This window comes from Variovorax stachyos (genome assembly GCF_051400855.1).
Taxonomy (GTDB): Bacteria; Pseudomonadota; Gammaproteobacteria; order Burkholderiales; family Burkholderiaceae_C; genus Variovorax.
Genome location: NZ_JBLFFN010000022.1, coordinates 40,276 through 66,593, shown reverse-complemented (window position 1 = coordinate 66,593; position 26,318 = coordinate 40,276). Strand labels below are relative to the sequence as shown.

The following is a 26,318-nucleotide window of genomic DNA, read 5'->3' as shown; positions in this document are numbered from 1 at the left end:
TCGGTAGTGGGCAAAAATGAAAACACTTGTGCCCCGGAGTCTTCAATGAATGTCCTCGACCATGCGCCCGGATTGGTGGCTTTTGCCAGTGCCGTGGAGGCCGGCTCGTTCAGTGCGGCCGCGCGGACGCTGGGGACGTCGCCGTCGGCGGTTTCCAAAAGTGTGGCGCGACTGGAGCAACGCTTCGGCGTGCGACTGTTCCAGCGTTCGACGCGGGTGCTGTCGCTCACGCAGGAAGGTGCCGCGTACTACGAACGGATCGCGCCTCTGTTGCGCGCGCTCGACGAGGCCAGTGACGCGATGCAGCCCGCCGGCATCGCGCAGGGCGTGCTGCGCATCACGGCGCCCGGGGACCTCGGGCGCATCCTCCTGGAGCCGGTGGTCGGCAAGTTCCTGCCCGGGCATCCTGAGCTGAAGCTGGAGATGAGCCTTGCCGACCGCCACGTCGACCTGATCCGCGAAGGCTACGACATCGCCATTCGCGCGGGGCAGGTGGCCGACTCCGACCTCACTGCGCGGCGCCTCGCCGACATGCCGCTCGTGCTGGTGGCATCGCCCGGGTACCTGGCGCGCCGCGGCACGCCCGATTCGATCGATGCCCTGCACAGCCACGCGCACGTGCGCTACATGCTGGGTGGCAAGGCGTTTCCAATCCGTTTTGCCGATGGCACCGTATTGAATCCCTCTGGCGTGTTCGACACGGACAACAGCGTCGCGCTGCGCATCGCGGCGCTCGGCAATCTGGGCATCGTGCAGATCATGCGCCTGTTCGTGCAGGACGACATCGATGCCGGCCGACTGGTGCCCGTGCTGCCGTCGCAGCCGTTGCCGCTCGTGACCATCTCGGCCCTGCATGCTTTCGGGCGCCAAGCGCCGGCGCGTGCGCGGCTCTTCATCGAGTTCCTCGCGACGGAGCTCGAACGGCCGTCCTGAGGCAGGGGAGCCTTAGAGACCCAGCGCCTTCGCCACGCCCGCCCCGTAGGCCGGATCAGCCTTGGTGCAGTTGTCGATGTGCCGTCGCTTGATGAATTCCGGCGCATCGCCCATGGCGCGTGCCGTGTTGTCGAACAGCGCCTGCTGTTGCTCGGGCTTCATCAAGCGGAACAGGTCGCCGGGCTGCTTGTAGTAGTCGGCATCGTCTTCGCGGAAGTTCCAGAAGTCCGCATCGCCGCGCAGCTTGAGGGGCGGCTCGCGGTAGTCGGGCTGTTCCTGCCACTGGCCGAAGCTGTTGGGTTCGTAGTGCAGCGTGCCGCCGTAGTTGCCGTCCACGCGCATGGTGCCGTCTCGGTGGTTGCTGTGCACCGGGCAGCGCGCGGCGTTCACCGGAATCTGGTGGTGGTTGACACCCAGGCGGTAGCGCTGCGCGTCCGAGTACGCGAACAGGCGCACCTGCAGCATCTTGTCGGGCGACACGCCGATACCGGGCACGAGATTGTTGGGCGCGAAGGCGCTCTGCTCCACGTCGGCGAAGAAGTTCTCGGGGTTGCGGTTGAGCTCCATCACGCCCACTTCGATGAGCGGGTAGTCCTTTTTGGGCCAGACCTTGGTCAGGTCGAAGGGGTGGTAGGGCACCTTCTCTGCATCGGCTTCGGCCATCACCTGCACGTACAGCGTCCACTTGGGGAAGTCGCCGCGGCCGATCGAATCGAACAGGTCGCGCTGGTGGCTTTCGCGGTCGCCGCCCACGAGGGCTGAGGCCTCGGCGTCGGTGATGTTCTTGATGCCTTGCTGCGTCTTGAAGTGAAACTTGACCCAGAAGCGTTCGTGCTGCGCGTTGACGAAGCTGTAGGTGTGCGAGCCGAAGCCGTGCATGTGGCGGTAGCTCGCCGGAATGCCGCGATCGCTCATCACGATGGTGACCTGGTGCAGCGCCTCGGGCAGCAGCGTCCAGAAGTCCCAGTTGTTGGTGGCGCTGCGCAGGTTGGTCGTCGGGTCGCGCTTCACGGCCTTGTTGAGGTCCGGAAACTTGCGAGGATCGCGCAGGAAGAAGACGGGCGTATTGTTGCCCACCAGGTCCCAATTGCCTTCTTCCGTGTAGAACTTGAGCGCGAAGCCGCGGATGTCGCGCTCGGCATCGGCTGCGCCGCGTTAGCCGGCTACCGTGGTGAAGCGGGCGAACATCTCGGTCTTCTTGCCCACCGCGCTGAAGAGCTTGGCGCGCGTGAACTTCGTGATGTCGTGCGTGACAGTGAAGGTGCCGAACGCGCCAGAGCCCTTGGCGTGCATGCGGCGCTCGGGAATGACCTCGCGGTTGAAGTTGGCGAGCTTCTCGAGCAGCCATACATCCTGCATCAGCATCGGGCCGCGGGGGCCGGCGGTGAGACTGTTCTGGTTGTCGACCACAGGCGCGCCGAAGGCGGTGGTCAACGGGGTCTTGTTCGGGGTTCCGGACGAATCGCTCATGGGGGGCTTTCTCAACGCAGGGAAGGGAGCGCCGTCGGAGCGTGGCGCCGGTGTTGGAGTTCTAGGTCGCCAGTGCAACGATGCTGGTGATGCCGTTGCGGGCCATCTTCGCGTACGGGCAGAATCTTTCTGTGCTGCGCACCAGCTCTTCGGCCACGCTTTTCTCGACGTCAGGCAAATGGATCCGGACATCGGCGGTGAGCATGAAGAGCCCGTCGACGGGGTCACGCCCGAAAGCGACGGACACCTCCACGGTGGCGTCGTGAACCGGAATCTTCTTCTTCGCCGCCAGCAGGTTCAACGCGCCATGGAAGCACGCGGCATAGGCCGCTGCGAACAGCTGCTCCGGGTTGGTGCCGCCACCGCCACCGCCGAGCGCGGTAGGAAGCCGCAACTGCACATTGAGGTTACCGTCATCGGAGCGCGCCACGCCCGAGGCCCGTCCGTGTTCTGCTTCACCGCCGCTCACCGTGACGACCGTCGAATAGATCGGTTCGAATTTCTGCCCCTTGTACTTGTCGAGCAGCGTGACGGGAGGCGGCTGCAGCGGGCTGGATTGCACGGCTTCTGCCGCGGAAACGGTGGCTGTATCTTTCGGCGTGGGCATTCCGGGCTTCTGTTCAATGGTGTTGCGGAAAAGCGCGCTCAGGCGGCTGGGGCTTCGAGTTCGAAAGCCGTGCTGATGATAAGACCGAGCTCGTCGCCGATCATCGGGAGTGCGGCGGTCACGCCAAAGTCGCTGCGGCGGATGCGACCCCGGATGTCGAAGCCGATCGTGTAGACCTGCTTTGCCGGGTTCATTCCGGCGCCGACGAAGCTCACGTCGAATGTGACGTTGCGCGTCACGCCATGCAGGGCGAGTGCCCCGGTCACCTGAAACGAATTCGCGGCTAAGGAAAGAGGCGCAGCGAAGTCGAAGGCGATCAACGGAAACCGCTCGCCGTCCAGCCAGTCGCGGCTCCTGAGTTCATCGTCCAGGATCCGGCTCGTGGTCTTCACGTTGGCGACCGGTACTGACACCGCGAGCCGGGTGGCGCTGCGGTTGGCCGACAACGGAATGTCGAGCGTGCCGCCAGGGCCGGTGAACTCGCCGAAATAGGTCGAGATACCGAAGTGCGACACGCTGAACAGCACGTGCGAGTGCGCGGGATCGACGACGTAGCGCCCGCGGCTGACGTCGGCCAGATTCGTCGAGGCGAGTGTGGAGAGTTCAGAGCTGTCGGGCATGGGGTCACCAGGATGGGGCGAGGAGGGCCTTGGGGCAAGAACCCTCGGCCGCATCCTGATGTGGCCGAGGGTGGACTTCGTCTCAGCGGGCCGGCTTGGGCAGCGCGAACCAGGCTTCGAAGCCGAGGGCACCGATGCGCGGATTGGCGCCGGGTACCAGCGTTTCGTCCTTCAGTTCCGCACCGAAGTAGCGTGCGTGCACATCCTGGACGACCTTGCGCGGATCGCTGGTCTTGGCAAGAAACCGCTGCACGAGATCGGACAGGCGAACGCGCTCGGGGCCGGCGATCTCGACCACGCCGTTCACCGGGTTGCCCAGGGTGTAGTCCGCCACGGCGGCCGCGACGTCGTCCGATGCGATCGGCTGCACGAAGGCTGGCGAGAGGCGCACGGTGTCACCGTCGGTGCCCGATTGCGCTATGCCGCCGAGGAACTCGAAGAACTGCGTCGAGTGGACGATGGTGTAAGGAATCTTCGATTCGCGGATCAGCTTCTCCTGCGCGATCTTGCCGCGGAAGTAGCCACTTTCGGAGAGGCGGTCCGTGCCGACCACCGAAAGCGCAACGTGGTGCTTCACGCCGGCCACGGCTTCTGCGGCCAGCAGGTTGCGTCCCGAGGTCTCGAAGAACTCGAGCACGGCCTTGTCCTCGAACGAGGGCGAGTTCGCCACGTCCAGCACGACCTGCGCGCCTTTGAGGGCCTCGGCCAGGCCTTCGCCGGTGATGGTATTGACGCCCGAGGCCGGCGATGCGGCAACGACCTCGTGGCCGGCGTCGCGAAGCTTGCTGACGACCTTCGAACCGATGAGGCCCGAGCCGCCGATGACAACGATCTTCATGATGATTTCCTTGTAGCCCGCAAGGGGCCGGGTGGATGACGGGGTGATTCCTGGCGGCGCGGATCAGGCGAGCTTCGCCTTGTCCAGGCCGAAGACTTTGTCGGAGGCGCCGGGCACGCTCTTGAAGCCGATGTTCAGGCGGCTCCATGCGTTGGTGGACATGACGAGGAAGGTGAGGTCGGAGATTTCCTTTTCCGACAGCTGCGTGCGCACGCGCTCGTAGATGTCGTCGGGCACGCCGTGTTCGGGCAGCTTGGTCAGCACTTCGGTCCAGGCCAGCGCCGCACGCTCGCGCGGAATGAACAGCGTCGACTCGCGCCATGCGGCCAGGTGGTACAGGCGCAGCTCGCGCTCGCCCTGGATCTTGGCCTGCTTGACGTGCATGTCCAGGCAGAACGCGCAGCCGTTGAGCTGCGACGTGCGGATCGACACGAGGTTGCGGATCGGCTCTTCGATCGCGCCTTCCTTGATCGCGTTGAGGAACTCGACGAACTTCTTGAAGAGCTCGGGCGATTGCTCGACATAGTTGACACGTTGGGTCACGACTAACTCCTGGAATGGGTGGCGAATGCCTGGACTCAGAAGCGGCTGAGTCATCCGTTTGCGAAGATCGCGCAGACAGGGACGTAGCGTAGGTCGGGGAGGTTGCCGCCGGTAGCCATGCACGGGGCTTCACGGTGTTGCCCGTCGCGCAACAATCCGGTCGAGGGCTCGGCATGTTTCGGAAATGGCACCAGTCGAAAGTGAAATCCGGCGAGGCTGCGTCCTAGAATTTTTTGGACGCTTGCGGCAACGCGGCGTCATCCCATTCACTTTCGGAAAACCAATCCAATGTTCAAGCACATCACCGTCATGACCGCCGCCTTCCTGGCAGCGACGAGCGTCTTCGCACAATCGGCGGAGCACCAGGCCATCACCGACAGCAAGCCGCAGGTACGAGCGCAGGCCAAGGTGGCGGCGAAATCGCAGGGCAAGGTCGCCGCAGCCTCGGGCGACACGGTCAAGACCGCCGAAGGCGGCGCGATCGGAACCGACACGGCCGCCGTTGCCGGCGAGAAGCGCCACCAGACGCGCGATACGCGAAAGCCGAATCGCCGCAAGCCCGTTCCCGGCGGCACGCCCAACTGACGCAGCGAATCTCTTGAGACCCATCGCAAGGAAGCCCGCCAGTCACTGGCGGGCTTCGTCGCATGGGGCCGCTGCTGGCGTTAGCTGCCGCCCGCCGCCGCAAGGGCACGGCCGCTGACCAAGCCTTCGATCACGCGGAGCACATCGGCCGGCTCCGCGCGCTTTCGGATGTCCTCCTCGATGTGGGCGAAACGGATGCGGCCTTCCTCGTCGATCACATAGGTCGCCGGAACCGGCAACACCCACAGGCCGTTGCCATTCAGGACAGGAATGTCGGTGCCCACCGAACCGTAGAAGCTCACGAGTTCGGGCGGAAGCGTGAAGGCCAGTTCGAAGCCATTGGCGGCTTCGAGGTTGGAATCGCTGAGCACGGTGAAAATGAATTGGTTGTCCGCGGCCGTACGCATTGAATGGTCAGACGTCTGCGGTGAGATTGCCAGGAGCGTTGCACCGAGCCGTGCGAGTTCACCCGCCTGCTGCTGCCAGGCACGCAGTTGGAGGTTGCAGTAGCCGCACCAGCCGCCGCGGAAGAAGACCAGCACGAGCGGTCCCTTGCGCCAAACGTCCGACAGCCGAACCGGCCGACCGGCACCGTCCGGCAATGTGATGTCAGGCGCAAGGTCGCCGGCGCGCTTGGCACGGGCAGCGATGCCCGTGGAGTCGAACACCGCATCGGCGGCGTCGTTATGGTCGAAAGCTGAGAGTTGCGGGCTCATGGCAGGGCTCCGAAAAGTAGGAAGGGCGATCGTCCGGTGCACGCCGCTGCATCGCACCCGAGGCTCAGACGAGCTTCTGGTCGACATAGCACCATCGCCAGGATTCGCCGGGCTCCGCGGACTGCATGACCGCGTGGCCGGTCTCGTGGAAGTGACCGGTCGCGTGCTTTCCCTGCGACGAGTCGCAACATCCGACGTGGCCGCAGATGAGGCACATGCGCAGGTGAACCCAGCGGCCGCCGGAACGCAGGCATTCCTCGCACCCGGTGCCGGCCGGCATGACCGGGCGGACCTGGTCCGGGTGCGTGCAGCCGGCGGTCATGCGCGCACCCTTTCGTGTGACGGGGACGGGGACAGTGAGGGGGCGGGAATCTTCATGGCATTTGCTCCTCGGTGTCCGCCAGCGGTCGATTCGTGGTAACCGGAGGAGGGCAACGCGAATCGGGCAGGCGGTGTGGTCATGGGCGGTTGTATCTACAGTTCGAGCCGGATCGCGCCGTTGCTGACATAGCGCGAGAAGTTCTGGAACGGAATGGCGGCCTGTCCGCGGTAGTTCTCGTCCTGCCAGCTGAAGACCGTGTCCATCCGCGAGACCTCGACCTCCACAAGACCGCGGCGCACTTCGAGCGCGGCGCCGTCGCCTTCGCTGTACTCGACCATCCCGACCACTTCCGCGTTCAGCGTGGTGGCCAGGTTGTCGCGGATCCGTTCGTTCAGGCGCATCAACTGATCGGGGGCGCTGTGCGCGCGTTCGGTGCGCGGCGCCAGGCCTTCCTCCATCACGAGCGCCGCATGCACGCCTTCATCGGCATGCATTCGGCGAACGAAGGCCGTCAGGTTCCCGAAGTCGTGCAGGCCGACCTTCGTGCCGATGGCCCAGCGCAGCATCACGAAGTGGTAGGCGTCGGCGATGGAGCGCTGCCCCGTGAGCCATTCGCGCCCTGCGAGTTGCGTATCGAGCCGCCCGAGATACTCGCGCACGTGGCCGCGCGCCGTGGCGGCCAACTGCACCGCCAGGCCGTCGTCCGGCAGGTAACGCTCGGGAAAGAAGATCGGCCTGAACGCCTTGTGCACGTCGGAGTTCAGAAAGCCGAGCCAGCGCATGACCTCCGCTCGCGAACGCGGCGAGCCGTCACCTGCCAGTTGCAGATGCGGGTGCAGGTCCGCGAGGTAGCCGAGGATGGCGACGTTCTCGGTCAGCGTGAAGTCGCCGTGCACGAGCAGCGGAACCACGCCAGTGGGATTGAGCGCCAGATACTCCGGCGTCTTGATGCTGTGGCGATCCATGCGGATCGTCTCGTACGGCTGGCCGGCCCACTCGAGCACGATGTGGTCCGCCAGTGCACTGGCACCGGGCATGTAGAAGAGTTTCATTGCATGGGTCCTGTCTGCTTGTGCCGGCCTCCTGTTGCAGGAAGCATGGGATGCCTTCCACCCGCCGCGTCGCCGTGTTGCTGGTCGGATTTACGCGGGGACACCGCGCCGACGTGAGTCTGTCCCGTGCACGAACGGGTGGAAAGTGCACGCCTCGTTACAGCCGCCTCGGCGATCTGACACCCGTCATCTTCGTAGCAGCGGGTGGAATGCAACCGGTGGGTTATTTCACTGGGATGAAGAACTCGGCACCCTTGTTCTTCACGAGCATGACCACGAACTTCGCAGGCTTCGTCTTGCTCGCGTTGCGCCCGACGATGTGGATGTCGTCGGGGCCTTCGTAGAAGGTGTCGCCAGCCTTGAGCGTCACTTCGTTGCCGCCCTTCACGCCCATCACGATCGAGCCTTCGAGCACGTACACGTAACTGTGGGCGTCATGGCGATGCACGGGGTCGGCGGCGCCGGGCGGATAGTCCACTGTGATCATCAGCACTTCCTTGCCGGGGATGTCCTTCATCTCCTGGGTCAGAAGCGGCGTCACCTTGGCGTCTTTTGGCGTGCCGTGCGCGGCGGCGTGCTGTGCCATGGCGGCGCCTGCGGCGAACAGCAGGGTCAGCCCGAGGCTTCTTGCGATCTTGTTCATGGTCTTGCCTTTGTTGATGCGATGAGTGAATCGTAGGATCGGGTGCCGGGGGCGCGGTAGGCCTGTGCCGTGGATCACGGTGTTGCTTGCGAGGCACCAATCGTGCGTTCGCTGTGCGCCCCGCACTCAGACGAGGCGGATCGTGGAGCGCATGCCCACGCGGGCCATCTTGGCGTAGGGACAGACCTTCTCGGTCTCTGCCACCAGCGCAGCGGCATCGTCGGCGTCCATCGCGGGCAGGCGCACGGCGAGATCGGCCGTGATGAGAAACAGCCCGTCGGCCGGGTCACGGCCGAAGGTCACGGTGGCGGCGATGTCGATGTCCTGCGGCAGCCGGATCTTTCGGGCGCTCGCGATCAGCGTCATCGCGCCGTGAAAGCAGGCGGCGAAGCCGGCTGCAAAGAGCTGTTCGGGGTTCGTTCCGCCGCCGTTGCCGCCCAGTGCCTTGGGCAGGCGCAGGACCAGGTCCAGATGGCCGTCGTCGGACACCACCCGGCCTGACGCCCTGGCATGGCGCGCCTCGCCGCCCGAGACGGCGACGGTGGTGGTGTAGAGCGGAAGCATCTCGTCGCCGGTGTAGGGCGTGAGCAGTCCTGCGGACGGAGCGGTAGGTGTAGTCATGGTCGATTCCTTGCATGAAGGGAGGGTGAGAGGACGAGCCGGCCTATGCCGGTGGCTCGCCTTCCACGGGATCGAAGCGCGCGCCCCCTTCGAGCGTTCGGTGAACCGGGCATCGCTGCGCAATGTCGAGCAGCTGTGCGCGTTGCGCCTGCGTGACGGTGCCGTCGATCGACACCCGCCGGCTGAAGACGTCGGGCGGAGAGAGCGCCTTGTCCTTGTGGTGGCTCACCGCGGTGCGGATGCGCGTGACCGACCAGCCCTTGCTGTCGGCGTAGTGGCGCAGCGTCATGGTCGTGCAGGCAGCGAGCGCGGATGACAGCAGGTTGTAGGGCGTCGGGCCCGAGCCGAGCCCGCCCACCGTCGCGGGTTCGTCCGCGAGCCAGCGCGAGCCGCCCGAGCGCAGCGCGAGCTGGAATTTGCCCAGCCCCGTTTCTTCCGCCTCGGCATCCGCCGCGACCGGATGGACGGCGGATGGCTCGGGCAGGTAGTGGGCTGCCCAGGTCGCGATGAGGAGCGCGACCTGTTCGGCGTCTTCGCGCTGCGACAGCAGGTGGTCCGCATCATCGAGCGAGACGAAACTCTTGGGATGCCTCGCCGCCAGAAAGATGCGCGTGGCGTTCTCGATGTCGACTGTCCGGTCCTGCGGCGCATGGAGCAGCAGCAACGGCCGGCGCAGGGCCGCGATACGCGCACCCGGGTCGTGTGCGCGCAAGTCGTCCACGAAGACCTTGCCGACCGCCATGGGCCGTCCGACCACCTGGACCAGCGCCTGTCCTTCGGTTTCGATGCGCGCAAGACCCGCGGGGTCCAGCAGGTGCAGCACCTGCGCCACATCGAACGGCGCGGCGATGGTCGCGACGGCGCGCGCGCTCGCGATGCGGCCTGCAGCAGCGAGCATGGCGGAGCCACCGAGGCTGTGACCGATGAGCAAGCGGGGCGGCATGCCGGCAGCCTCCATGGCGTCGGCGGCCGACACCAGGTCCTGCACGTTCAGCGAGAAGCTCGCGTCGGCGAAGCTGCCCTCGCTGTCGCCCAGCCCGGTGAAGTCGAAGCGCAGCACCCCGATGCCCACGCTGGCCAGCGCCCGCGCGATGCGCACGGCCGCGAGGTTGTTCTTGCCGCAGGTGAAGCAGTGCGCGAACAGGGCCCAACCCCGCTGGATGCCCTCCGGCATTTCGAGGCTGCCTGACAGGCGGTGTCCGTTCTGGTTGAGAAATTCGAAAGCGCGAGTGGGCACGGGGCGTGTTCCTGTGTCTAAAGCAGATGCGTACGGATCGGGATGCCTGCCTTGAGCGTCAGGATCACCGGGGTTCGCTCGGCGATCTCGGCCAGGCGCGCCTTCTGGGCGTCGTCCAGGCCGAAGATGCGCAGCGATCTCTCGATCACCGTCGCGTTGTCTTCCCGGGACAGGTGCAGGTCGACCTGCACCGATTCGAGCGGCCAGCGCTTCAGGTCCGCATACATGCGCAGCGTGATGGCGGTGCATGCCCCCAGGGCGGCAACCAGCAGTTCGTAGGGCGTGGCCCCTGCGCCTTCACCTCCGAGGACGGAGGGCTCGTCCGAGACGAGCGTGTGGCCGCTGGCGAGATCGACCTGCGTGCGGTAGTGGTCGCGTCCGATGCGCGCGGTGCCTTGGGCCATCGTCGAACCTCTTTCTCTACGCCGAAGCGGGGTGTGCAGATGGCATGTCCGCAGGCAGGGGAATGAACTCGCTGTCGCCGGCACGCCCGCAAAGCGCTGCGCACGCCAATCGTCCTTGGCCTGCGCGATGCGCTCGGCCGAGGAAGAGACGAAGTTCCAATAGATGTGACGTTGCTCGGCAAGCGGTTCGCCGCCGACCAGCATCAACCGGGAGGAGCCGGCTGCGCGCAGCACGAGTTCGGCGCCGGGTTTGAAGACCACCAGCTCGCCGGCTTCGAAGCGGCCAGCCTGTCCGACGACCTCGAGCGCGCCCGACACCACGTAGGCCGCAAGCTCGACGTGCTCCGCCTTCAGCTGGTAGCGCGCGGCGTCTTCGAGCACGATGTCGGCGTACACCATGTCCGAGTACGTGCGCACCGGCGACACCAGGCCGTCGCTGCGCCCCGCGATCAGCGTCAACGCAGCGCCGTCCGATTCGGTCCGTGGAATGGCCGTCACTGCGTGATGGAAAAAGCCCGGTTCGGTCTCCTCATGCGCCTTCGGCAGTGCCACCCAGGCCTGAATACCGAAGAGCGAAGCGCCGGCCCGGCGCTCGGTTTCGGGCGTGCGCTCGGAGTGCACGATGCCCGAACCTGCGGTCATCCAGTTGACCTCGCCGGGGCGAATCGTCTGCACGTTGCCCAGGCCGTCGCGGTGCAGGATCTCGCCCGCAATCAGGTAAGTGACCGTGGCCAGGCCGATGTGCGGATGTGGCCTCACGTCGAAGGCCTGGCCGGCCGCGAAAGTCGCGGGCCCCATGTGGTCGAAGAAGATGAACGGCCCGACCATCCGTCGGTGCGCCGACGGCAAGGCTCGCCGAACCTTGAAGCCGTCCCCGAGGTCGCGCGTTGGCGGCAGGATGACGGCCTCAACACCAGCGACTTCGCTCTGGCGAGTGGTCATGGCGGGGCTCAGTGCGCCAGGCGAGCGGCGAGTCGCGCCACGTGCTCACCCTGAAAGCGGGCGATCGACAGCTCGTTGTCCGAGGGTGTGCGTTTGCCGTCGGAGCCGGCCAGCGTGGCGGCACCGTAGGGCGAGCCGCCGGTGATTTCGGTCATGTTCGTCAGGCCCGTGCACGAGTACGGCACGCCCGCGATCAGCATGCCGTGATGCAGCAGCGTCGAATGGAACGACACGAGGGTCGTTTCCTGCCCGCCGTGCTGCGTGCCCGTCGAGGTGAAGGCGCTGCCGATCTTGTTGATGAGCGCGCCCGAGGCCCACAGGCCACCGGTCTGGTCGAGGAAGGTGCGCATCTGCCCGGCCATGTTGCCGAAGCGCGTGGGGGTGCCGAAGATGATCGCGTCGTAGTCCGGCAGCTCCGCCACCGTGGCAATGGGCGCCACTTGGTCGGCCTTGCCACCGGCCTGGCGGAACGCGTCGGGCGGCATGGTCTCGGGCACGCGCTTGAGGGCCACTTCGCAGCCTTCGACCGATCGCGCACCTTCGGCGACCGCGTGGGCCATCGTTTCGAGATGGCCGTACATGCTGTAGTAGAGAACGAGAATTTTGCTCATGGTGATGGTCCAGGGGTAGGGAAAAATGAAGGGATCGATAGGGGGGCTCAGGCCTCGAGCGCGGTCGAGTCGCGCCAGCACAGCGCCGAGAGAACAGCGCCGTCGCCGTCGATCTCGAACTCGTCGGGCAGCGGCCCATCGATGCGCTCCAGTTGCACGACGCCGGCCAGCCGCTCGCGCAGGTCGCGCGCCCATCGGTTGCCGTGTGCCATCCAGGCCGGGCTGATCTCGTCGCCGTCCGGCGAGGGTTCCAGCATCACGATGACGCGCAGCATGGGCTCGTCCGTTGGGCGGATGGCCCACAGGCGCCGCACGGCGGGTTGTTCGGCGTACCAGCGAGCGAGCGCACTCGACGTGGCGCAGCCCTGTTCGGGGGCTTCGAGAGAAGATTCCAGCGAAAGTCTCATGGCGTGCCTCTGGTTACTGCGACACGCCGCTTTCGGCGCCCAGCGCGGCTTGCACGCCGGCGTCGCCGTCCATCATCCGGACGAAGCGCGCGAGGTTGTCCAGGCCTTGCATGTCGACCTTCTTGGCCGCCGACCAGCGGGAGAGCACGAACAGGTACGGGTCCGCGATGGAGCGCTCGCCGGTCAGCCAGTCGCGTCCATCGAGTTGATCGTCCAGCCGCGCGAGGTATTCGCGCACATGGCCGCGCGCGTTGTCGGCAAGGACGGGCGCCATCGCCGCGTCTTTCAGGAAGCGCTGCGGCGTGAAGATCGGTTTGAATGCCTTGTGCACATCCGAGTTGAGAAAGCCCAGCCAGCGCATGACCTCGGCGCGGGCGCGCGGCGAGCCGTCGCCCAGCAGGCGCGCTTCGGGGTACAGGTCGGCCAGGTAGCCGAGGATGGCGACGTTCTCGGTGAGCGACAGGTCGCCATGTGCCAGCAGCGGCACCGTGCCGCCCGGGTTGATGGCAAGGTAGTCGGGCGACTTGATGCTTTCCAGGCTCATGCGCACCGTCTCGTGGTCTGCGCCGATCCACTGGAGAACGATCAGGTCGGCGAGGGAGCACGCGCCGGGCATGTGATAGAGCTTCATGAGGTATCCGTTGGGTTGAAGTGAGTCGTTCGCTTTCGGCGGGACGGTCGGCTTCGCGTTGTGAAGGAGAGGCTTGCGAACGATTCGATGCTAGGTAGGCGTGCGCAGTGGCGGTAGGCATGTGTCGGGGCGCACCGTGTTGTCGCCAGCGCACCAATCGCGGTGCCGGTGCATCGATGCATTGGTGCGAGCAGGGCAACACCACGGTCACGCCATTGCACCTACCGCCGCCGGCGGGGCGCTCCTACGATCCCCGTGAACCCGACACCTGGAGCACGCATGCCATCGACCGAATCTGGCGAATCCGATAACAACGTGGAGATCGCCGACGCCCCCGGACTCTCGATACGGTTCGACGGCAAGCGCTGCATCCATGCGCGGTTCTGCGTGACCCGGGGACCGAAGGTCTTCGTCGCCAATGTGGAAGGCCCTTGGATCCATCCCGATGCGATGGACGTCGAAGCCGTGGTCGGCATTGCGCATGCCTGCCCATCGGGCGCCATCCGCTATGTACGCCACGACGGACACGCCGACGAGCCGGCACCGCCGGTCAATCTGCTCTCGCTGCGGGAGGCGGGCCCGTACGCCGTGCGCGCGGACATGCGCGTGGCGGGTAAGGCCGTCGGCTTTCGCGCGACGCTGTGCCGCTGCGGCGCATCGAAGAACAAGCCGTTCTGCGACAACACCCATCGGGCCATCGGCTTCGACGCCAGCGGCGAGCCCGCGAGCGGACAGATCGATATGCTTGATGCACGCGATGGCGTGCTGCAGATCGATCCGCAGACCAATGGGCCGCTGGAGGTTCGCGGCAACCTGGAGATCCTCAGCGGAACGGGGCGGGCGGTGGCACGCACCGAGGTCACGTGGTTGTGCCGCTGCGGTGCGAGCCGCAACAAGCCGTTCTGTGACGAAAGCCATGTGCGCATCGGCTTCAAGAGCGAGCCTTGAGCCACTCGGACGCCTGCGCCATTCACTGGCCGATGTGCACGGCCCGACCCACCGACAGCCCAAGCACGCACATCGCCAGGCACAGCACCAGGCAGGCCACCAGCGGCACCGTCCAGGTGCCCGCGGCTTCGTGCAGGAAGCCGACCAGCGTCGGACCGACGGCCGCCAGCAGGTAGCCGATGCATTGCGACATGCCGGACAACGACGCGGCGATCTGCTGGCTGCCGGCGCGCAGTCCGACGAAGGCCAGGCTCAGGATCAACGCCGATCCCGTGCCCATGCCGAAAGCGAAGATCCACAACGGCGTCAGTGCGGGCAGGAAGAGCAGGCCCGCCAGGCCACAGACACTCAGTGCGGGCGACGCGAACGCGATCCAGCGCTGGTCGGGCATACGGTGCAAGAGCGGCATCAGCAGCAACGCGGGCACGGCCCCCGCCAGCTGCATCCATCCATGCAGCGTGCCAGCGCGTGCGCTCGAGAAGCCGGCCTCCTGGAGGATCGAAGGCAGCCATGCAATTGCCGCAAAGTAGATGAAGCAGGTAAGGCCCAGATACCCCGCGACCTGCCAGGCCAGCGAGGCCTTCCACACCGATGACCCTCGAGCACCCGTGGAAAGGCCCGGTGCCGAGATGGTTCGAAAGCGCAGTTGCGGCAGCCACAGCAACGCAGCGATGAGCGGCAGCACGGCGACGGTGCCCAGCGAGGCCGGCCACCCGGCGCCGAGCGAATGGTCCAGCGGCACGGCCACGGCCAACGCGCTGCCTGCGGCGGAGATCATCGCCAGTGCATAGCAGGCCGTGAGCTTCGCCACATGGCGGGGGAAGTCCCTTTTCAGCAAGCTGGGCAGAAGGACATTGGCGATGGCGATCGCGCCACCGATCACGCAGGTTCCTGCATAGAGTGCCGACACGGTGCCGGTCGAGCGCACGGCGATGCCGGCGACCAGCAGGACCAGCGACGCGAAGAGCACGCGCTCCAGGCCGAACCTGTGTGCAATGGGCGCTGCAAGTGGAGACACCAGGGCGAACGCGAGGAGCGGAAGCGTCGTCAGCAGGCCGGCCTGCGAGGCGTTGAGCGCGAAGCTCTCGCGCACGGGTTCGAGCAAGGGCCCGAGCGTGGTGATCGGTGCTCGAAGGCTAGCCGCGATGAGCAGGATGCCGGCGATGAGGAGCGCGGCGCGGGGCGAAGAATCCGCCGGTTGTGAAGAAAGCATGGAGGTCCGAAATAATGCTAGATGCCACCAATGAATCTAGTGACTGCGCGCGGATTCGAATGCCTTCAAGTCGACTGAATATGAGCAAATCCGGTCAAAATGAAAACGCCAGTCGCTACGAAAGCCGGCTCGAACCGGCGGCTTGCCTTTCGCTAGCCGCCTCAGACCTTCTCTTCAAAAGCGCTCGCCAACGAGTTCTTCGCTTCGAGTCCACAACTTCCGAGCGTTTTCCGAATCCAGGGCGTAGGAGCGCACACCTTCTGCCGCTGGGCTGATGGGTGCATCGGCCACTTCGGACACGTGGCAGTTCTCGCAGTAACGGCCGCCGACCTCTTCGGGCGGGGCCACCAGACCCGTCCACACCGGCGTCGCCGCACCTTGCGCCTGAAATGCTCGACTCCGCCTTCGGTCAGGACGATGTGCGCAAAGGCCTCGAAGACGCCGTTGAAAAGCCCTTGCCCATCGAGCGTTGCGCACGCAAAAACGTCTCCGAGTCTTGCGACGGCGGCATCGAACGCGACCGCAACTTCGGCGCTCAACGGCACGGGCGCGATCTCGCGGATGACGCCGAGGCGTGCGTCCATACGCGCGAGGTTCTGTGGCGCCTCGATGCGAAAGGCACCCGCAAGAATGGCGATGTCGTCGACCGTCTCGCCAAGAAAACCGGGATGGTCCAGCGTCGGGGCCAGCGGAAAAATGCCGCGTGTGGGAAGCGCGCCGAACGTCGGCTTGAAGCCCACGACCCCGCACAGCGCGGCCGGAATGCGCACCGACCCCCCGGTGTCCGTGCCGAGGCCGGCCGCCACGGCGCCGTAAGCAATTGCCGCGGCCGCACCGCCGCTGGAGCCGCCGGGAATGCGCGTGCGGTCCAGCGGGTTCAACGCGTCCCCGAAGGTAGCGCTGGCCGTGGTCACGCCCCATGCGAATTCGTGCGTGGTTGTCTTGCCGATGGGAATGGCGCCGCGTTCGATCAACGACCTCACGATGTCGGCGTCGAGGCTTGGACGGTGGCCGAGGTAGGCGGCTGAACCGTAGCTGGTCTCGATGTCTCGGGTGTCGATTAGGTCCTTGACGCCGATGGCCAGTCCCTCCAGCGGCCGCGGCCTGCCTTCTGCATAGCGCCGCTCGCTTTCCAATGCGGCTTTCAAGGCGCCGTCCCAGTCGATGGCGGCGAACGCGTGCAGGTCGCGCTTGCCGGCTTCCGCGGCGTCGAGCGCCTGCTCGATCAGGTCGGAGACCGTGATGCGCCGGGTGGAAAGGGCTTCGAGCGCCCGGCGAAGACCCGGTGCACGAGGGATCACGCTGTATGGCTGGCGAACGGCGTTCAAGGTATGTCTCCGTGTACAGGGAAGGTCATGGGACGAACTCGCCCGCCCTCACGAAGTGACGGGCGGCTAGATCGATGGCGAAAAGCGCAGTGAGCGGCGGGTGCATGGTGCTTCGCTACACCACGAGAAGCATCAGGCGGCGGCTTCGGCGCTGCAGTCCGCCACGGCATCCATGTAGCGGGAGTGCGGCAGCGAATCAAGCGACGCCTGGATCGCTTCGTTGCACAGGAAGGCCGCCTAGCCAGCACGTTGAAACAGCGTGTGACGCGGGGGAGCGGGTCCCACATCGACGCCAGTCCGAGGTAGTTCAGGCGCACGAGGTTCACGCCCCAGAGCACATCCGCGAGCGAGAAGGCGTGCCCGTTCGTGCAGGCGAAAGAGCCTGCAGCCAGGTCGCGCTCCAGGTCGATCAGCAATTGCCCCGCCTGCTGGCGCGCAGCACGCTGAAACTCCGGGTCACGGCACACCTCCTTGCCGCCGCTTTCCTTCACGATCTTGGCACGGTAGGCCGCCACCAGGTCGGGTTCGCCGGCGTTGTCGGCCATCAGGCGCTCGAGCACCATGACCTTGTAGTCGTAGACCGTCTGCATCGACACCTTGAGCGCCTCGGGCCGCAGATACGCATCCGGATGAAAGCCGTAGAGCAGGGCGCCGTTCGGAATCCTGTCGACGATGCTGACCTGGCGCATCACCTCGACGCGTGCGGCGGGCGCGTCGGGCACGAGCTGCACCGGGTCGCGCGACACAGCATCGAGGTAGATGCAGATGCGCTTCGAATCGGCAATCACGCGGCCGGCTTCGTAATCGACGAGCAACGGCACGACGCACGGGTCGAAGCCTTCCGTTTCGACCGACGTTCTTCCGCTGTAGCCATCGACCTATTCCCGGTTCAGCTCCCGCGCGGCGACCAGGCGCAGGCGGATGTAGGCGGGGCTGTAGTGTTCGGCCGGAACCAGGCCCTCGCTGCCCATCGAACTCAGGATGCGCATGTCGTTGGAGCGATAGGAAAGCGCCTTCTCATGCAGCACCGTGCGCACCTTTTGCGAGCACAGCGAACTGGCCGCATGGAACAGTTCGAATCTTGGCGTCGGGCGGCCGCCCACGATGGTGGTGCGGGCGGGGGCCGCGATGGCGGCGCGCGCGGCGGCGGTCATTTCGATCAGGGAGTCACGACTCGTCATCACATTCCTCATCAGCCTGCGCGGCAGGCACACCAACCAACAATCAATGAGCGGGTTTGCGTTCGATTCCATCAAGGTGAACGCAGGCAAATCGTATGGAGGACGCTGGTGATTGAGAAGGCGTCGGACCTTGTACGCACGGTCCCGGAATCTCGAACGATCGAAGACACGGCCGTTGCAGCCGATGCCCGATGCAGGTGCGGGTCAGGCGCGGCCGCCGGGCCGCCTTCGGGGATCAGGCGAACCCAGCCGCGCTGGCCATGCACGCGCGCCAGCCAGTCGTGAATGCCGGCAAAGCGTGCCATGTCGTAGCCGCCTTGCCCGGCCAATGAAACGTACGCGGAGAGTGCGAGGTCTGCGACGGTGTAGTTCTCGCCCACGAGCCATGTGCGCCCGAGTAGCCACTGGTCCAGCTTCTCGAGTCCCGCGTACCCGTCGACGTGGAGTCGGTCGATGTCTTGCCGCCTCTCCTGCGCAAGGCCGTGCAGATGAAGCACGCGCGGGATGGCGATGGCCTTCTGGAGGTCCGCCTGCTCGAAGAAGAGCCAGCCCATGATTTCCGATCGCAGGTACGGGTCGTCGGGAAGGTAGGGCGTGCCCTAGGCAAGATGCAGCAGGATCGCGCCCGACTCCACGATCGGGCGGCCGTCTTCCAGCACGAGCACCGGTACGCGTGCGAACCGGCTGATCTGGCGAAACGCGGGGTCGCGCGCCTCGCCTTTCTGCAGGTCGAGCGTGACGCGGTCGTACGCCAGGCCCAATTGGCTAAGCAGGATACGGACCTTCCACGAGTTGCCCGACAGGCGGCTGTCATAGAGACGCAGCATGGTTGACTCCATCAAGTGATGGCCTGCGAAGACCGTCCGCGGATTTTCGCTGGAGAAACCCGTTGCTGCTGCTGACGCGCCGAAAGGTTCAGTGTTTCCGCAGATGAAGGGCCAGGAAGTCAGCGGTCCTGCCGTTGGCCAAGGCCGCCGCTTCGGCGTCGTAGGCGATGCCGCGGTGCCGTGCAAAGGCGTGGCCACGATCCGGGTAGCTGTAGACCTGCACCTGCGGGCGTTCCTTCAAGGCGGACGAAATTTCCCGTTGTGCGTCGGCTGGGATGTACTCGTCTTTTTCCGCGAGGTGAACGATCAGCGGGCTGGCGATCCGGTCCGCTTCCCGGGCGTACTTGTCCGCGTTGCCAGGGTAGTAGGCCACCGCTGCGTCGGGGCCCACCCGCGCGGCCGTGAGGAAGGCCAGCAGGCCGCCGAGGCAGTAGCCCTCTACGCCGACCTTACCCGTGACGTCCGGCATGGCGCGCGCGGTCTGCAGGGTGGCGGCGATGTCGCTCACGCCGGCATCGAGGTCGAAGGCGTTGTACAGCGCCAGGCCCCGAGCGCGTTCCGCTTCCGTGCGGTCAGTGAGTTCGACGCCCGGCGCGATTCGCCAGAACAGGTCGGGGCAGATGGCCAGATAGCCTTGTGCCGCGAGTTCGTCGCAGGACTGGCGCATGTCGGCATTGACGCCGAAGACTTCGTGAACGACGACGATGGCCGGTGCGGGAAGCTTCTGTGGGCGGGCGACGTAAGCGGTAAAGCTCCCATCGGCGGTGGTGATCTGAAGTGAGTCATGCATGGTTTTTCCTCAGGGGGTCTGCTCTGCGCCGAGCCAGAAGGCTATGTTGCGGACGTACTGCTTCGTCGAGCGAAGAGCGTCAGGAAAACGGACGATGCCATCGCCGGCGGGCTCCGTCACGAACGAAGGACAGCCCGCCGAAGGATCCCAGTTGTAGTCGGCGAAGTGATGAAAGGTCGATTGCGCGATGGCTCTGCCGCCATGCTCGGAACGCTCGAATGCGACCGCGATGTTGTAGCGATTGCCTGATACCGAGCTCTGTCCTTCCATGATGACGCGTCCGCTCGAGTCGCCGGGCGGTGCGCTGACGGTGCCTTCGTGGGGGTGCGCGGGCAGATACTGGATCACACCGGTCGCCGAGCGCCTGTCCCGCATCACCGGGTGGATGCTGCCGACCGAGCGGATGCGCTGGTAGTCGCCGTTGGCGCCCGAGTGGTAGTTGGGCCAGGAGATGCGGCCCGAGAACGGGTTGTCGACGCACTGGCGACCCACATCGGGCTCGCAGTTGCGGCTGTGGAAGTGATGCGCGGCGCCGACGCCGCTCAGGTTGCAGATCGAACTGCCCAGGTCCATGTGGTCGCGCGTGACCATGAGGCCGCCGCCGCGGCGCCGGAACCGGGTGATGCCCGCGCAATCCTCCGGTGTCAGCCCGTCACCGGTGTCAACTGCAAAGAGCCAGAGCTGGTCGAAGTCGGATTCATCCAGCGTCGACAGCACGGGGTCGGGGGCAGCGCGCGAAGAGCGATCGCGCGCTGTCACCTGGAAGGCCGGCCGACCGTCGTCGTCCTGCAACTGCGAGAGAAACGAACCCAGGCGACTGAAGCGCGCAATGTTCCAGTCGTCCGGGTCGCCTTTGATCGTGGTTTGCAGCAATAGATTCAGCATGGTGCAAGTTCGAGGTCGGTCGGCCTGTTCGCGGTTCAGCTCTTCAGGAAGGCAAGCAGGTCCGCATTGACCTTGTCTTGCATCGTGGCGGTGAGCCCGTGCGGCGCGCCGGGGTAGTAGATCGCCTTGGCGCCCTTGATGAGCTGCACGGACTTCTTCGCCGAGTCGTGGATGGGCACGATCTGGTCGTCCTCGCCGTGCATGATCAGCGTGGGCACATCGATCTTCTTCAGGTCTTCGGTGAAGTCGGTTTCGGAGAAGGCCTTGATGCACTCGTAGGAGTTCTTCTGGCCGCATTGCATGCTCAAGAGCCAGAAGTGGTCGAGGATGCCCTGCGATACCTTTGCGCCCGGACGGTTGGCGCCGTAGAACGGGATCGCAAAGTCCTTGTAGAACTGCGACCGGTCGCTGGCCACACCGGCGCGAATGCCGTCGAACACCTCGATCGGCAGGCCTTCGGGGTTCGCCGCGGACTTCAGCATAACCGGCGGCACCGCGCCGATGAGCACGGCCTTGGCCACGCGCTTGCTGCCATGGCGACTGATGTAGCGTGCCACCTCGCCACCGCCGGTGGAGTGGCCGACCATCGTGGCCTTCTTCAGGTCGAGGGCCTCGAAGAGCACCGAGAGGTCGTCGGCGTAGCCGTTCATGTCGTTGCCCGACGACGACTGGCTCGAGCGGCCGTGGCCGCGGCGGTCGTGCGCAATGACGCGATAGCCGTTGCGTGCCAGGAAGTGCATCTGTCCGTCCCAGGCGTCGGCATTGAGCGGCCAGCCGTGGGAGAAGGTGACGACGGGGCCGTCGCCCCAGTCCTTGTAGAAGATCTGGGTGCCGTCGGGCGTGGTGATGGTGTTGCTGGTCATGGAAGGGCTCCGGGGTTGGGTCGAACGGTTGCGGGGGGCTGCGCCGGCTGCGTCTTGCATGCCGAACGCGAGGGTTCCGGTGGCGACGGCAGCGCCGGTCGCAATCAGGTGTCGGCGCGAAGGGTTCTGTGTGGTCTTCATGGTTTCCTGCGGTTGAAATTGAAACGTCGGACCACGGTGCGCGAGTGCTGCGAAAGAGGCCGTGGAACGGTTCAAATGCTAGGTTCGCCATGAGCGCGGGGGTAGGTCCGCACAGGGACTCACGCTGTTGTCGCGTCGGCACCAATCTCGGTGTCGGCCTGCAGCTTCGGGCTGAGGTCGGTGAGGCAGTCCAGGTCCGCGGCCCGGATCTTCAAGGTCATGAAGTCGATGAACACGCGCATGCGCGAAGGCAGGTGCTGCCGGCTCAGGTAGCAGATGTAGTGGCCGCTGTCATCGGGTGCGTACTGGGCCAGGCACGGGACCAGCGCACCCGTTCTCAGCGACTCGCAGGCCAGGTAGCCCGGCAGCTGGGCAATGCCATGGCCGTCGAGCACGGCCTGCAGCACCAGGTCCGCGTCGTTGTAGGTGAGCTTGGCCGTGGGCACGAACTTGCGCAACTGGCCGCTGACCTTGAACTCCCACTCGAAGATGCGGCCGGAGGAAAGGCGAAAGTTGATGCACTCGTGGCTGGCCAGCGCTTCCACGGTGGCGGGCAGCCCATGGGCTGCCCGGTAGGCGGGGGAGGCGCAGAGCAGCAACTGCATGGGGATGATCTGCTTGGCGATGATCTGGGCGTCCTCCATGCGGCCGTTGCGAAACGCGATATCGACGCGGTCCGAGGTGAAGTCGGTCGGCTTGTCGTTCAAGAGCAGGTCGATGGTGACATCCGGGTAGGTGGCGCGGAATTCACCCAGCAGAGGAGCAACGACCCGGCGGCCGAACCCGACCGCCGCACTGATGCGCAGGTGTCCGCGCGGCGGGCCCTGCCGGAGGTCACGCATCTCTTCCACGGCCTGGACGATCCGGGCGACCCCGGTGTGGCAGTTGGCGTAGAAGAGGTCGCCCTCGCGCGTGAGCGTCGTGCTTCGCGTCGTGCGCAGGAAGAGCCGGACGTTCAACTGGTCTTCCAGCTTCTGGACGCTGCGGCTCACGGCGGAGCGGCCGATGCCCAGTCGGTCGGCGGCGCGCGCGAAGCTGCCTTCCGTGACGACGGCGATGAAGGCGACCACTCCCGCATAGCTTGTGGCGAAACTGGAGGCCAGCGGGTCTGCGCGCGGCGTGAGGGGAAGGGACGAGGGCGAGGTCAAGGGGAATTCAGAAGTACTCATGAGACGGCTTTCCGGTTGAGGGACACGGTCGTCCTGGGCCCCCCTGAGAGCGAAGCAGCCACTCTGCGCGCAAAGCCATGCCTGGGCCAGTTAAGCCCTGTCAAGGTTTGTTATGGCCGGCCGCCCAGTGCCGCGCGCCGTCTTCAGGCCCGGAAGAGTCCGTTGCGCAGCGCGCGGGCCTGCGACAGTCCGGGGTTGTCGCCGCTGGAGGCAGCCCGCCCGCAGATCTCGTCGAGCAATTCGGCGGCCTCTGCCGTCCTGCCCCGGCGCACCCACAGCCGTGCGGTGCTGATCGCCGCACGGAACTCCCATCCCAGCGCGTCCTGCTGCCTGGCGGTGTCGATGGCGCGCTGGTAGAACGCCAGCGCCTCGTCGTCCAGGCCGCGCTGTTCGCAGCGCCAGCCGGCGGCGCGCCAGGTCTCGGCCGCGCTCCATTGATTATGTCCGGCGCCGGCCCGCGCGATCGTCTCGTCGTCGATCCAGTCGAGGCAGAAGGTCACGAGCATTTCCTTGCGCGGCGCGTCGAAGGCGGCGAGTTGCTTGGTGAACATGGCGGTCCCGGTCGTCCGCGGTGCTCGCCTCCAGGCCCAGCGCATAGCAGTGCGCCCACTGGTACCAGTAGGCCAAGCCTCGGCGCTGCGCCTCGTCCAGCATCATGCGGACCCATTTGCGCGCCAGTTCGAGCTCGCCCGACCACAGGGCGACAGGGCACGCGCCGAACAAGGCGAAGCACAGCGAGACCGCATTGCCGCCCGCTTCCGCAAGTGCCACCGCCCGGCTGGCGGTGGCCATGGCGTTCGCCGCATCGCCCTGGAGCCAGAGCGTCCGCGCCAGGAAGGCGTTCGATGCGACGGTGGCGTCGACCTGGAACAGGTTGACGCGCGTCTGGCGCACGCCGCCACCGACCAGAAGCGCCGTCTGGGCGCTGCCGCTCGCCGCAGACAAGTTGCCACAGAAGTGGTTCGCCAGCGCGGCCATCCGATCAGCTAGGTTGAGCGCGGCGGGGTCTTGGGAGGCTCCTGCGGAGTCGAGCAGTGCGTGCGAGTGGCGCAACGCGGTCGCGTACTCGCCGCGAATCACATGCAGCACGCAGATACCCCAGCGAGCCTGAAGCTCCAGTACGCCCAGCCCGGCCGACATGGCGCCCGCGAGCGCGCGCTCGTAGGCGGCGCCCATTTCGGGAACGGGCCCCCGGGTGTGCCACAGCGCATTGCCCAGGGCGATCTGCAGCCAGGCCTTTGTCTCCGTGTCCGGACCTGGCCGCTGGGCGAGGCACGCGAGTGCCGCAATGACCCGGTCGCGGTACTCCGCGACCTGGGAGACATGAAACCACAGGGGTGCTGACGCAATCGTGAGCGCGGCACCGGTCTCCCAGCCGTCCTGCTGCGCCAGACAGGTGTCAAGCGCACTGCGAACGTCGTCCAGCCGGTGCGCGTAGCGTGCGGTCCAGGCCTGCGACGTGAGCTCGCCCGAGTCCGATGTCGCCGTGCGCATCAGTTCGCGCATGAGGAGCGCATGGCGCCGTTGCAGCACCGGGCCTTCGTCGGTCTGTGCCAGGCGCGCGGCGGCATAGCTTCTCGTCGTGTAGAGCAACCGGTAGGGAGCGACGGCATCGCTGCTGTCGAAGGACACCAGCGATTTGTTGGCGAGCGAGATCAGTGCATTGAACGCCATTTCGGGGTCCATGTCTGCCTGGGTGAGGCTCAACGCCGACCTCGACGTCGAAGCGGCCCAGAAAGACCAAGAGCCCGCGAAAGAGCCGCAGCTCCGCATCGTCCAGCAGCGCGATGCTCCAGTCCAGCGCTGCTGCGAGCGTCCGGTGCCGGGGCAGCACGGGCCTGTTGCCGGCGGAGTAAAGCCGCAAGTGGTCGTTCAGCCGCAGCGCAAGATCGTCGATCGACTGCACGCCCAGCCGTGCGGCCACCAGCTCGATGGCCAGCGGGATGCCATCCACCTGCCGCGCGATCGCGGCGAGCTGCGGGCCATCCGAATCTTCAAATGCGCGCGCGCCCACGGCCTTCGCACGCTCGACCAGAAGCTCAACGGCGGGCGACGCCATGGCCTCGACCAGATCGGCGCATTCGGCGCCGGGCACCGCGAGCGGCGACAGCCGCACCAAATGCTCTCCCTCGATGCGGATGGCCTCCCGGCTGGTGGCGAGGATGCGCAAGCCGGGCAGGGCGCCGAGCAGTTCGGTGACGAGCATCGCCAGCGAATCCAGCATGTGCTCGCAGTTGTCGACCAGCAGAAGCGCCTCCCGGCCGGCCAGGCGCTGGAGGATAGCCCGCGTCGTGTCGGTGATGTCTGCTGGCGCGCCGAGCGACCGCGCCACCGTGCTCGCCACATGGGCCGGCGAGACCAGGGGCGAGAGGTCGATGAAGGCGAGTGGCATGTCCGTGCGTTCTGCGTGGCACTCAGCTGCCCAGATGGCCACACGGGTCTTCCCGATGCCGCCGGCACCGACGATGGTGACGAGCCGGTGCGTGGCGAGCGCCGTCAGCACTTGCTCCACGTCGGCGTCACGGCCGACGAGCCGGGTGAGTCGTTCCGGCAGCTTCGTGAACGAGGGCAGGGGCATCCCCGGAAGGCGAGGGTGGGCAGGGATGCCGACCTGCTCGCGAAAAGCTGTTCCGTTGAAGCGATACCCGCGCAGCGGAATGTTGGAAATCCACTCCTTGCAGTTGTCGCCTTCTTCCGGCTCGCCCAAGGCCTTGCGCAACATGGAGATGTGGACACGGACACTGGACTCCTCGACCACCACGCCGGCCCAGACGGTCGCGAGCAGCTCCTCCTTCCCCACGACTTCGCCCCCGCGCTTGAGCATCTGCAGCAGCAGCTCGAACGCGCGGGAGCCCAGGCGCACTCTTTGCCCGAGCTTTTCGAGCCGACGTTGGCTCTCCCAGAGGAGGAACGCACCGAAGCGCCAGTGAACCTCGCTCAGTCCTGGTTTGGCGTCGGCATGCGTCTGCGATGGAGCGGCGCGGGCCGCGACGTCGGACATGTCACCCACTGTCCGGCTCCCGCGCTGTGTGCGTTCGAGGCAACCCCGCGGCGCGTCCGATGGCTGCGCCGTCACCCGCGACGGGAAGTGCCTCGAACTCAAACTTTTTCATTCAATGATTCGGTGAAAGGTGTGAGGGCCGCAGCCGATCTGGATTTGGCGGCGCGACCTCTTGGACCAGATGTCTGCGGGTCGACGGCGTGTGCACTTAACCAATGCAAGACGGATGAGCACGATGTCCTGTGACAGGGATCGCGATTCGGGTTGCCCGCCGGGCCTTGGGTCTTGCACCCGCGGTGGCCACTGTTGCCGGTGCCGATCAATTGGACGCGATGCGAGGCCTCTGTGGAACCCGGTTCGCGTGGACGAAGAGTCCGGAAATTGCGAACGATGCGGGCCGGTGGCGTGCAGCGATTGGTGTTCGGCCGGCAACACTGTGCGTCATCGCGGCGGTCTTCCGCCGGGTAGCGTGGCTACCTACGATCGGTTTCAGTCGCAAGAACAACGTCGCTCATCACCGAGACCCCCTGTCGCGATGCATCTGGGGCGGCCGCATCAAGACACACGGATTCCTCGTGAAGCTTCATCACATGCGGGGCACGCAAGCAGCCCCGGAAACCACGCGCGAGATTCGCGCAGCAACGGGTTTGCGCCGTGCGACCCGCGACCGGGCACTGGCCATCGTTTCGCACGAACTCAGACAGCCGCTGAATGTCATCCGGATGAATGCCAACTTGCTCGAGCGCCTGCCCGCGTCCGCGGCCCCCGGAGCGGATACAGGGCATCGCTC

At 66.1% G+C, this 26,318-nt stretch carries 29 protein-coding genes and 4 pseudogenes; 4 read left to right on the top strand and 29 right to left on the bottom strand.

The features are described from left to right. The first annotated feature begins 45 nt into the window (after positions 1-45). Entirely contained in the window at positions 46-933 is an 888-nt protein-coding gene (locus ACMGEZ_RS26300; RefSeq protein ID WP_436825221.1) for a LysR family transcriptional regulator, read from the top strand. Positions 934-945: 12 nt separating this feature from the next. Here ACMGEZ_RS26300 and ACMGEZ_RS26295 read toward each other — a convergent pair. The 5 genes and pseudogenes from ACMGEZ_RS26295 to ACMGEZ_RS26275 form a co-directional block, all read right to left on the bottom strand. Beyond that, positions 946-2,403 (bottom strand): annotated as a pseudogene (locus ACMGEZ_RS26295) (catalase). A gap of 61 nt (positions 2,404-2,464) precedes the next feature. Further along, positions 2,465-3,010 carry an Ohr family peroxiredoxin gene (locus ACMGEZ_RS26290; protein WP_436825220.1) on the bottom strand — a complete coding sequence of 182 codons (546 nt, stop codon included), beginning with the start codon at positions 3,008-3,010 and terminating at the stop codon, positions 2,465-2,467. 38 nt (positions 3,011-3,048) lie between these two features. Further along, the gene (locus ACMGEZ_RS26285) at positions 3,049-3,630 is read right to left on the bottom strand and encodes a YceI family protein (protein ID WP_436825219.1); all 582 of its coding nucleotides are present in this window, start codon (positions 3,628-3,630) and stop codon (positions 3,049-3,051) included. Positions 3,631-3,712: 82 nt separating this feature from the next. After that, on the bottom strand, positions 3,713-4,468 hold the full coding sequence (locus ACMGEZ_RS26280; RefSeq protein ID WP_436825218.1) for an SDR family oxidoreductase: 756 nt from the start codon (positions 4,466-4,468) through the stop codon (positions 3,713-3,715). Between the two features lie 63 nt (positions 4,469-4,531). Then, on the bottom strand, positions 4,532-5,011 hold the full coding sequence (locus tag ACMGEZ_RS26275; protein ID WP_436825217.1) for a carboxymuconolactone decarboxylase family protein: 480 nt from the start codon (positions 5,009-5,011) through the stop codon (positions 4,532-4,534). A 288-nt stretch (positions 5,012-5,299) separates the two neighbouring features. Here ACMGEZ_RS26275 and ACMGEZ_RS26270 point away from each other — a divergent pair, with 288 nt between their 5' ends. Beyond that, complete coding sequence (locus ACMGEZ_RS26270; protein ID WP_436825216.1) at positions 5,300-5,596, top strand: hypothetical protein; 297 nt, start codon at positions 5,300-5,302, stop codon at positions 5,594-5,596. Between the two features lie 80 nt (positions 5,597-5,676). On the opposite strand, the gene ACMGEZ_RS26265 is transcribed toward ACMGEZ_RS26270, so the two are convergent. The 11 genes and pseudogenes from ACMGEZ_RS26265 to ACMGEZ_RS26215 all read right to left on the bottom strand — a co-directional run bounded on the left by ACMGEZ_RS26265 (position 5,677) and on the right by ACMGEZ_RS26215 (position 13,182). Further along, complete coding sequence (locus ACMGEZ_RS26265; protein ID WP_436825215.1) at positions 5,677-6,312, bottom strand: peroxiredoxin-like family protein; 636 nt, start codon at positions 6,310-6,312, stop codon at positions 5,677-5,679. A gap of 64 nt (positions 6,313-6,376) precedes the next feature. After that, a complete protein-coding gene (locus ACMGEZ_RS26260; RefSeq protein ID WP_436825214.1) occupies positions 6,377-6,634 on the bottom strand; it encodes a UBP-type zinc finger domain-containing protein in 258 nt (85 codons plus the stop codon). A gap of 152 nt (positions 6,635-6,786) precedes the next feature. After that, the gene (locus tag ACMGEZ_RS26255) at positions 6,787-7,686 is read right to left on the bottom strand and encodes a glutathione S-transferase family protein (protein ID WP_436825213.1); all 900 of its coding nucleotides are present in this window, start codon (positions 7,684-7,686) and stop codon (positions 6,787-6,789) included. A gap of 223 nt (positions 7,687-7,909) precedes the next feature. Beyond that, positions 7,910-8,329 (bottom strand): cupin domain-containing protein, encoded by a 420-nt coding sequence (locus tag ACMGEZ_RS26250; RefSeq protein WP_436825212.1) that lies wholly within the window; start codon positions 8,327-8,329, stop codon positions 7,910-7,912. 126 nt (positions 8,330-8,455) lie between these two features. Next, complete coding sequence (locus ACMGEZ_RS26245) at positions 8,456-8,950, bottom strand: Ohr family peroxiredoxin (protein ID WP_436825211.1); 495 nt, start codon at positions 8,948-8,950, stop codon at positions 8,456-8,458. Between the two features lie 43 nt (positions 8,951-8,993). Beyond that, positions 8,994-10,187 (bottom strand): bifunctional alpha/beta hydrolase/OsmC family protein, encoded by a 1,194-nt coding sequence (locus ACMGEZ_RS26240; RefSeq protein WP_436825210.1) that lies wholly within the window; start codon positions 10,185-10,187, stop codon positions 8,994-8,996. Positions 10,188-10,204: 17 nt separating this feature from the next. Beyond that, positions 10,205-10,477, bottom strand: a pseudogene (locus tag ACMGEZ_RS26235) (OsmC family protein); the annotation flags it as partial. Positions 10,478-10,607: 130 nt separating this feature from the next. Beyond that, positions 10,608-11,533: pseudogene (locus ACMGEZ_RS26230) on the bottom strand (pirin family protein). A gap of 8 nt (positions 11,534-11,541) precedes the next feature. After that, positions 11,542-12,144, bottom strand: a complete 603-nt coding sequence (gene wrbA, locus ACMGEZ_RS26225) for an NAD(P)H:quinone oxidoreductase (RefSeq protein ID WP_436825209.1) — start codon at positions 12,142-12,144, stop codon at positions 11,542-11,544. Between the two features lie 47 nt (positions 12,145-12,191). Continuing rightward, positions 12,192-12,551 (bottom strand): hypothetical protein, encoded by a 360-nt coding sequence (locus ACMGEZ_RS26220; protein WP_436825208.1) that lies wholly within the window; start codon positions 12,549-12,551, stop codon positions 12,192-12,194. A gap of 13 nt (positions 12,552-12,564) precedes the next feature. Further along, entirely contained in the window at positions 12,565-13,182 is a 618-nt protein-coding gene (locus ACMGEZ_RS26215; protein WP_436825207.1) for a glutathione S-transferase N-terminal domain-containing protein, read from the bottom strand. Between the two features lie 279 nt (positions 13,183-13,461). On the opposite strand from ACMGEZ_RS26215, the gene ACMGEZ_RS26210 reads away from it, so the two are divergent. Further along, positions 13,462-14,130 (top strand): CDGSH iron-sulfur domain-containing protein, encoded by a 669-nt coding sequence (locus ACMGEZ_RS26210; RefSeq protein ID WP_436825206.1) that lies wholly within the window; start codon positions 13,462-13,464, stop codon positions 14,128-14,130. Positions 14,131-14,152: 22 nt separating this feature from the next. On the opposite strand, the gene ACMGEZ_RS26205 is transcribed toward ACMGEZ_RS26210, so the two are convergent. The 13 genes from ACMGEZ_RS26205 to ACMGEZ_RS26145 form a co-directional block, all read right to left on the bottom strand. Then, entirely contained in the window at positions 14,153-15,343 is a 1,191-nt protein-coding gene (locus tag ACMGEZ_RS26205; RefSeq protein WP_436825205.1) for an MFS transporter, read from the bottom strand. Positions 15,344-15,504: 161 nt separating this feature from the next. Further along, positions 15,505-16,671: an amidase gene (locus tag ACMGEZ_RS26200; RefSeq protein WP_436825204.1), complete on the bottom strand. Its 1,167-nt coding sequence runs from the start codon at positions 16,669-16,671 to the stop codon at positions 15,505-15,507. Beyond that, positions 16,668-17,492, bottom strand: a complete 825-nt coding sequence (locus ACMGEZ_RS26195) for a glutathione S-transferase family protein (RefSeq protein WP_436825203.1) — start codon at positions 17,490-17,492, stop codon at positions 16,668-16,670. The genes ACMGEZ_RS26200 and ACMGEZ_RS26195 overlap by 4 nt, the downstream gene beginning before the upstream one ends. 57 nt (positions 17,493-17,549) lie before the next feature. Beyond that, the gene (locus tag ACMGEZ_RS26190; RefSeq protein ID WP_436825202.1) at positions 17,550-17,852 is read right to left on the bottom strand and encodes a glutathione S-transferase family protein; all 303 of its coding nucleotides are present in this window, start codon (positions 17,850-17,852) and stop codon (positions 17,550-17,552) included. 71 nt (positions 17,853-17,923) lie between these two features. Next, positions 17,924-18,406: a glutathione S-transferase family protein gene (locus ACMGEZ_RS26185; protein ID WP_436825201.1), complete on the bottom strand. Its 483-nt coding sequence runs from the start codon at positions 18,404-18,406 to the stop codon at positions 17,924-17,926. A gap of 45 nt (positions 18,407-18,451) precedes the next feature. After that, positions 18,452-18,679, bottom strand: coding sequence for a glutathione S-transferase N-terminal domain-containing protein (locus ACMGEZ_RS26180; RefSeq protein WP_436825200.1), 228 nt, complete (start codon positions 18,677-18,679; stop codon positions 18,452-18,454). An 88-nt stretch (positions 18,680-18,767) separates the two neighbouring features. Further along, positions 18,768-19,469, bottom strand: a complete 702-nt coding sequence (locus ACMGEZ_RS26175) for a dienelactone hydrolase family protein (RefSeq protein WP_436825199.1) — start codon at positions 19,467-19,469, stop codon at positions 18,768-18,770. A gap of 9 nt (positions 19,470-19,478) precedes the next feature. Beyond that, a complete protein-coding gene (locus tag ACMGEZ_RS26170; RefSeq protein WP_436825198.1) occupies positions 19,479-20,354 on the bottom strand; it encodes a hypothetical protein in 876 nt (291 codons plus the stop codon). A 35-nt stretch (positions 20,355-20,389) separates the two neighbouring features. Next, on the bottom strand, positions 20,390-21,358 hold the full coding sequence (locus ACMGEZ_RS26165) for an alpha/beta fold hydrolase (protein WP_436825197.1): 969 nt from the start codon (positions 21,356-21,358) through the stop codon (positions 20,390-20,392). Between the two features lie 119 nt (positions 21,359-21,477). After that, positions 21,478-22,527, bottom strand: coding sequence for a LysR family transcriptional regulator (locus tag ACMGEZ_RS26160; RefSeq protein ID WP_436825196.1), 1,050 nt, complete (start codon positions 22,525-22,527; stop codon positions 21,478-21,480). A gap of 143 nt (positions 22,528-22,670) precedes the next feature. Next, complete coding sequence (locus tag ACMGEZ_RS26155; protein ID WP_436825195.1) at positions 22,671-23,027, bottom strand: hypothetical protein; 357 nt, start codon at positions 23,025-23,027, stop codon at positions 22,671-22,673. Continuing rightward, positions 22,966-24,033, bottom strand: a complete 1,068-nt coding sequence (locus ACMGEZ_RS26150) for a hypothetical protein (protein WP_436825194.1) — start codon at positions 24,031-24,033, stop codon at positions 22,966-22,968. The genes ACMGEZ_RS26155 and ACMGEZ_RS26150 overlap by 62 nt, the downstream gene beginning before the upstream one ends. After that, positions 23,927-25,528, bottom strand: a complete 1,602-nt coding sequence (locus ACMGEZ_RS26145; protein ID WP_436825193.1) for an ATP-binding protein — start codon at positions 25,526-25,528, stop codon at positions 23,927-23,929. Before ACMGEZ_RS26145 ends, ACMGEZ_RS26150 begins: the two co-directional genes overlap by 107 nt. Positions 25,529-25,860: 332 nt before the next feature. Here ACMGEZ_RS26145 and ACMGEZ_RS26140 point away from each other — a divergent pair. Beyond that, positions 25,861-26,271 (top strand): annotated as a pseudogene (locus ACMGEZ_RS26140) (histidine kinase dimerization/phospho-acceptor domain-containing protein); the annotation flags it as partial. Positions 26,272-26,318: the final 47 nt, after the last annotated feature.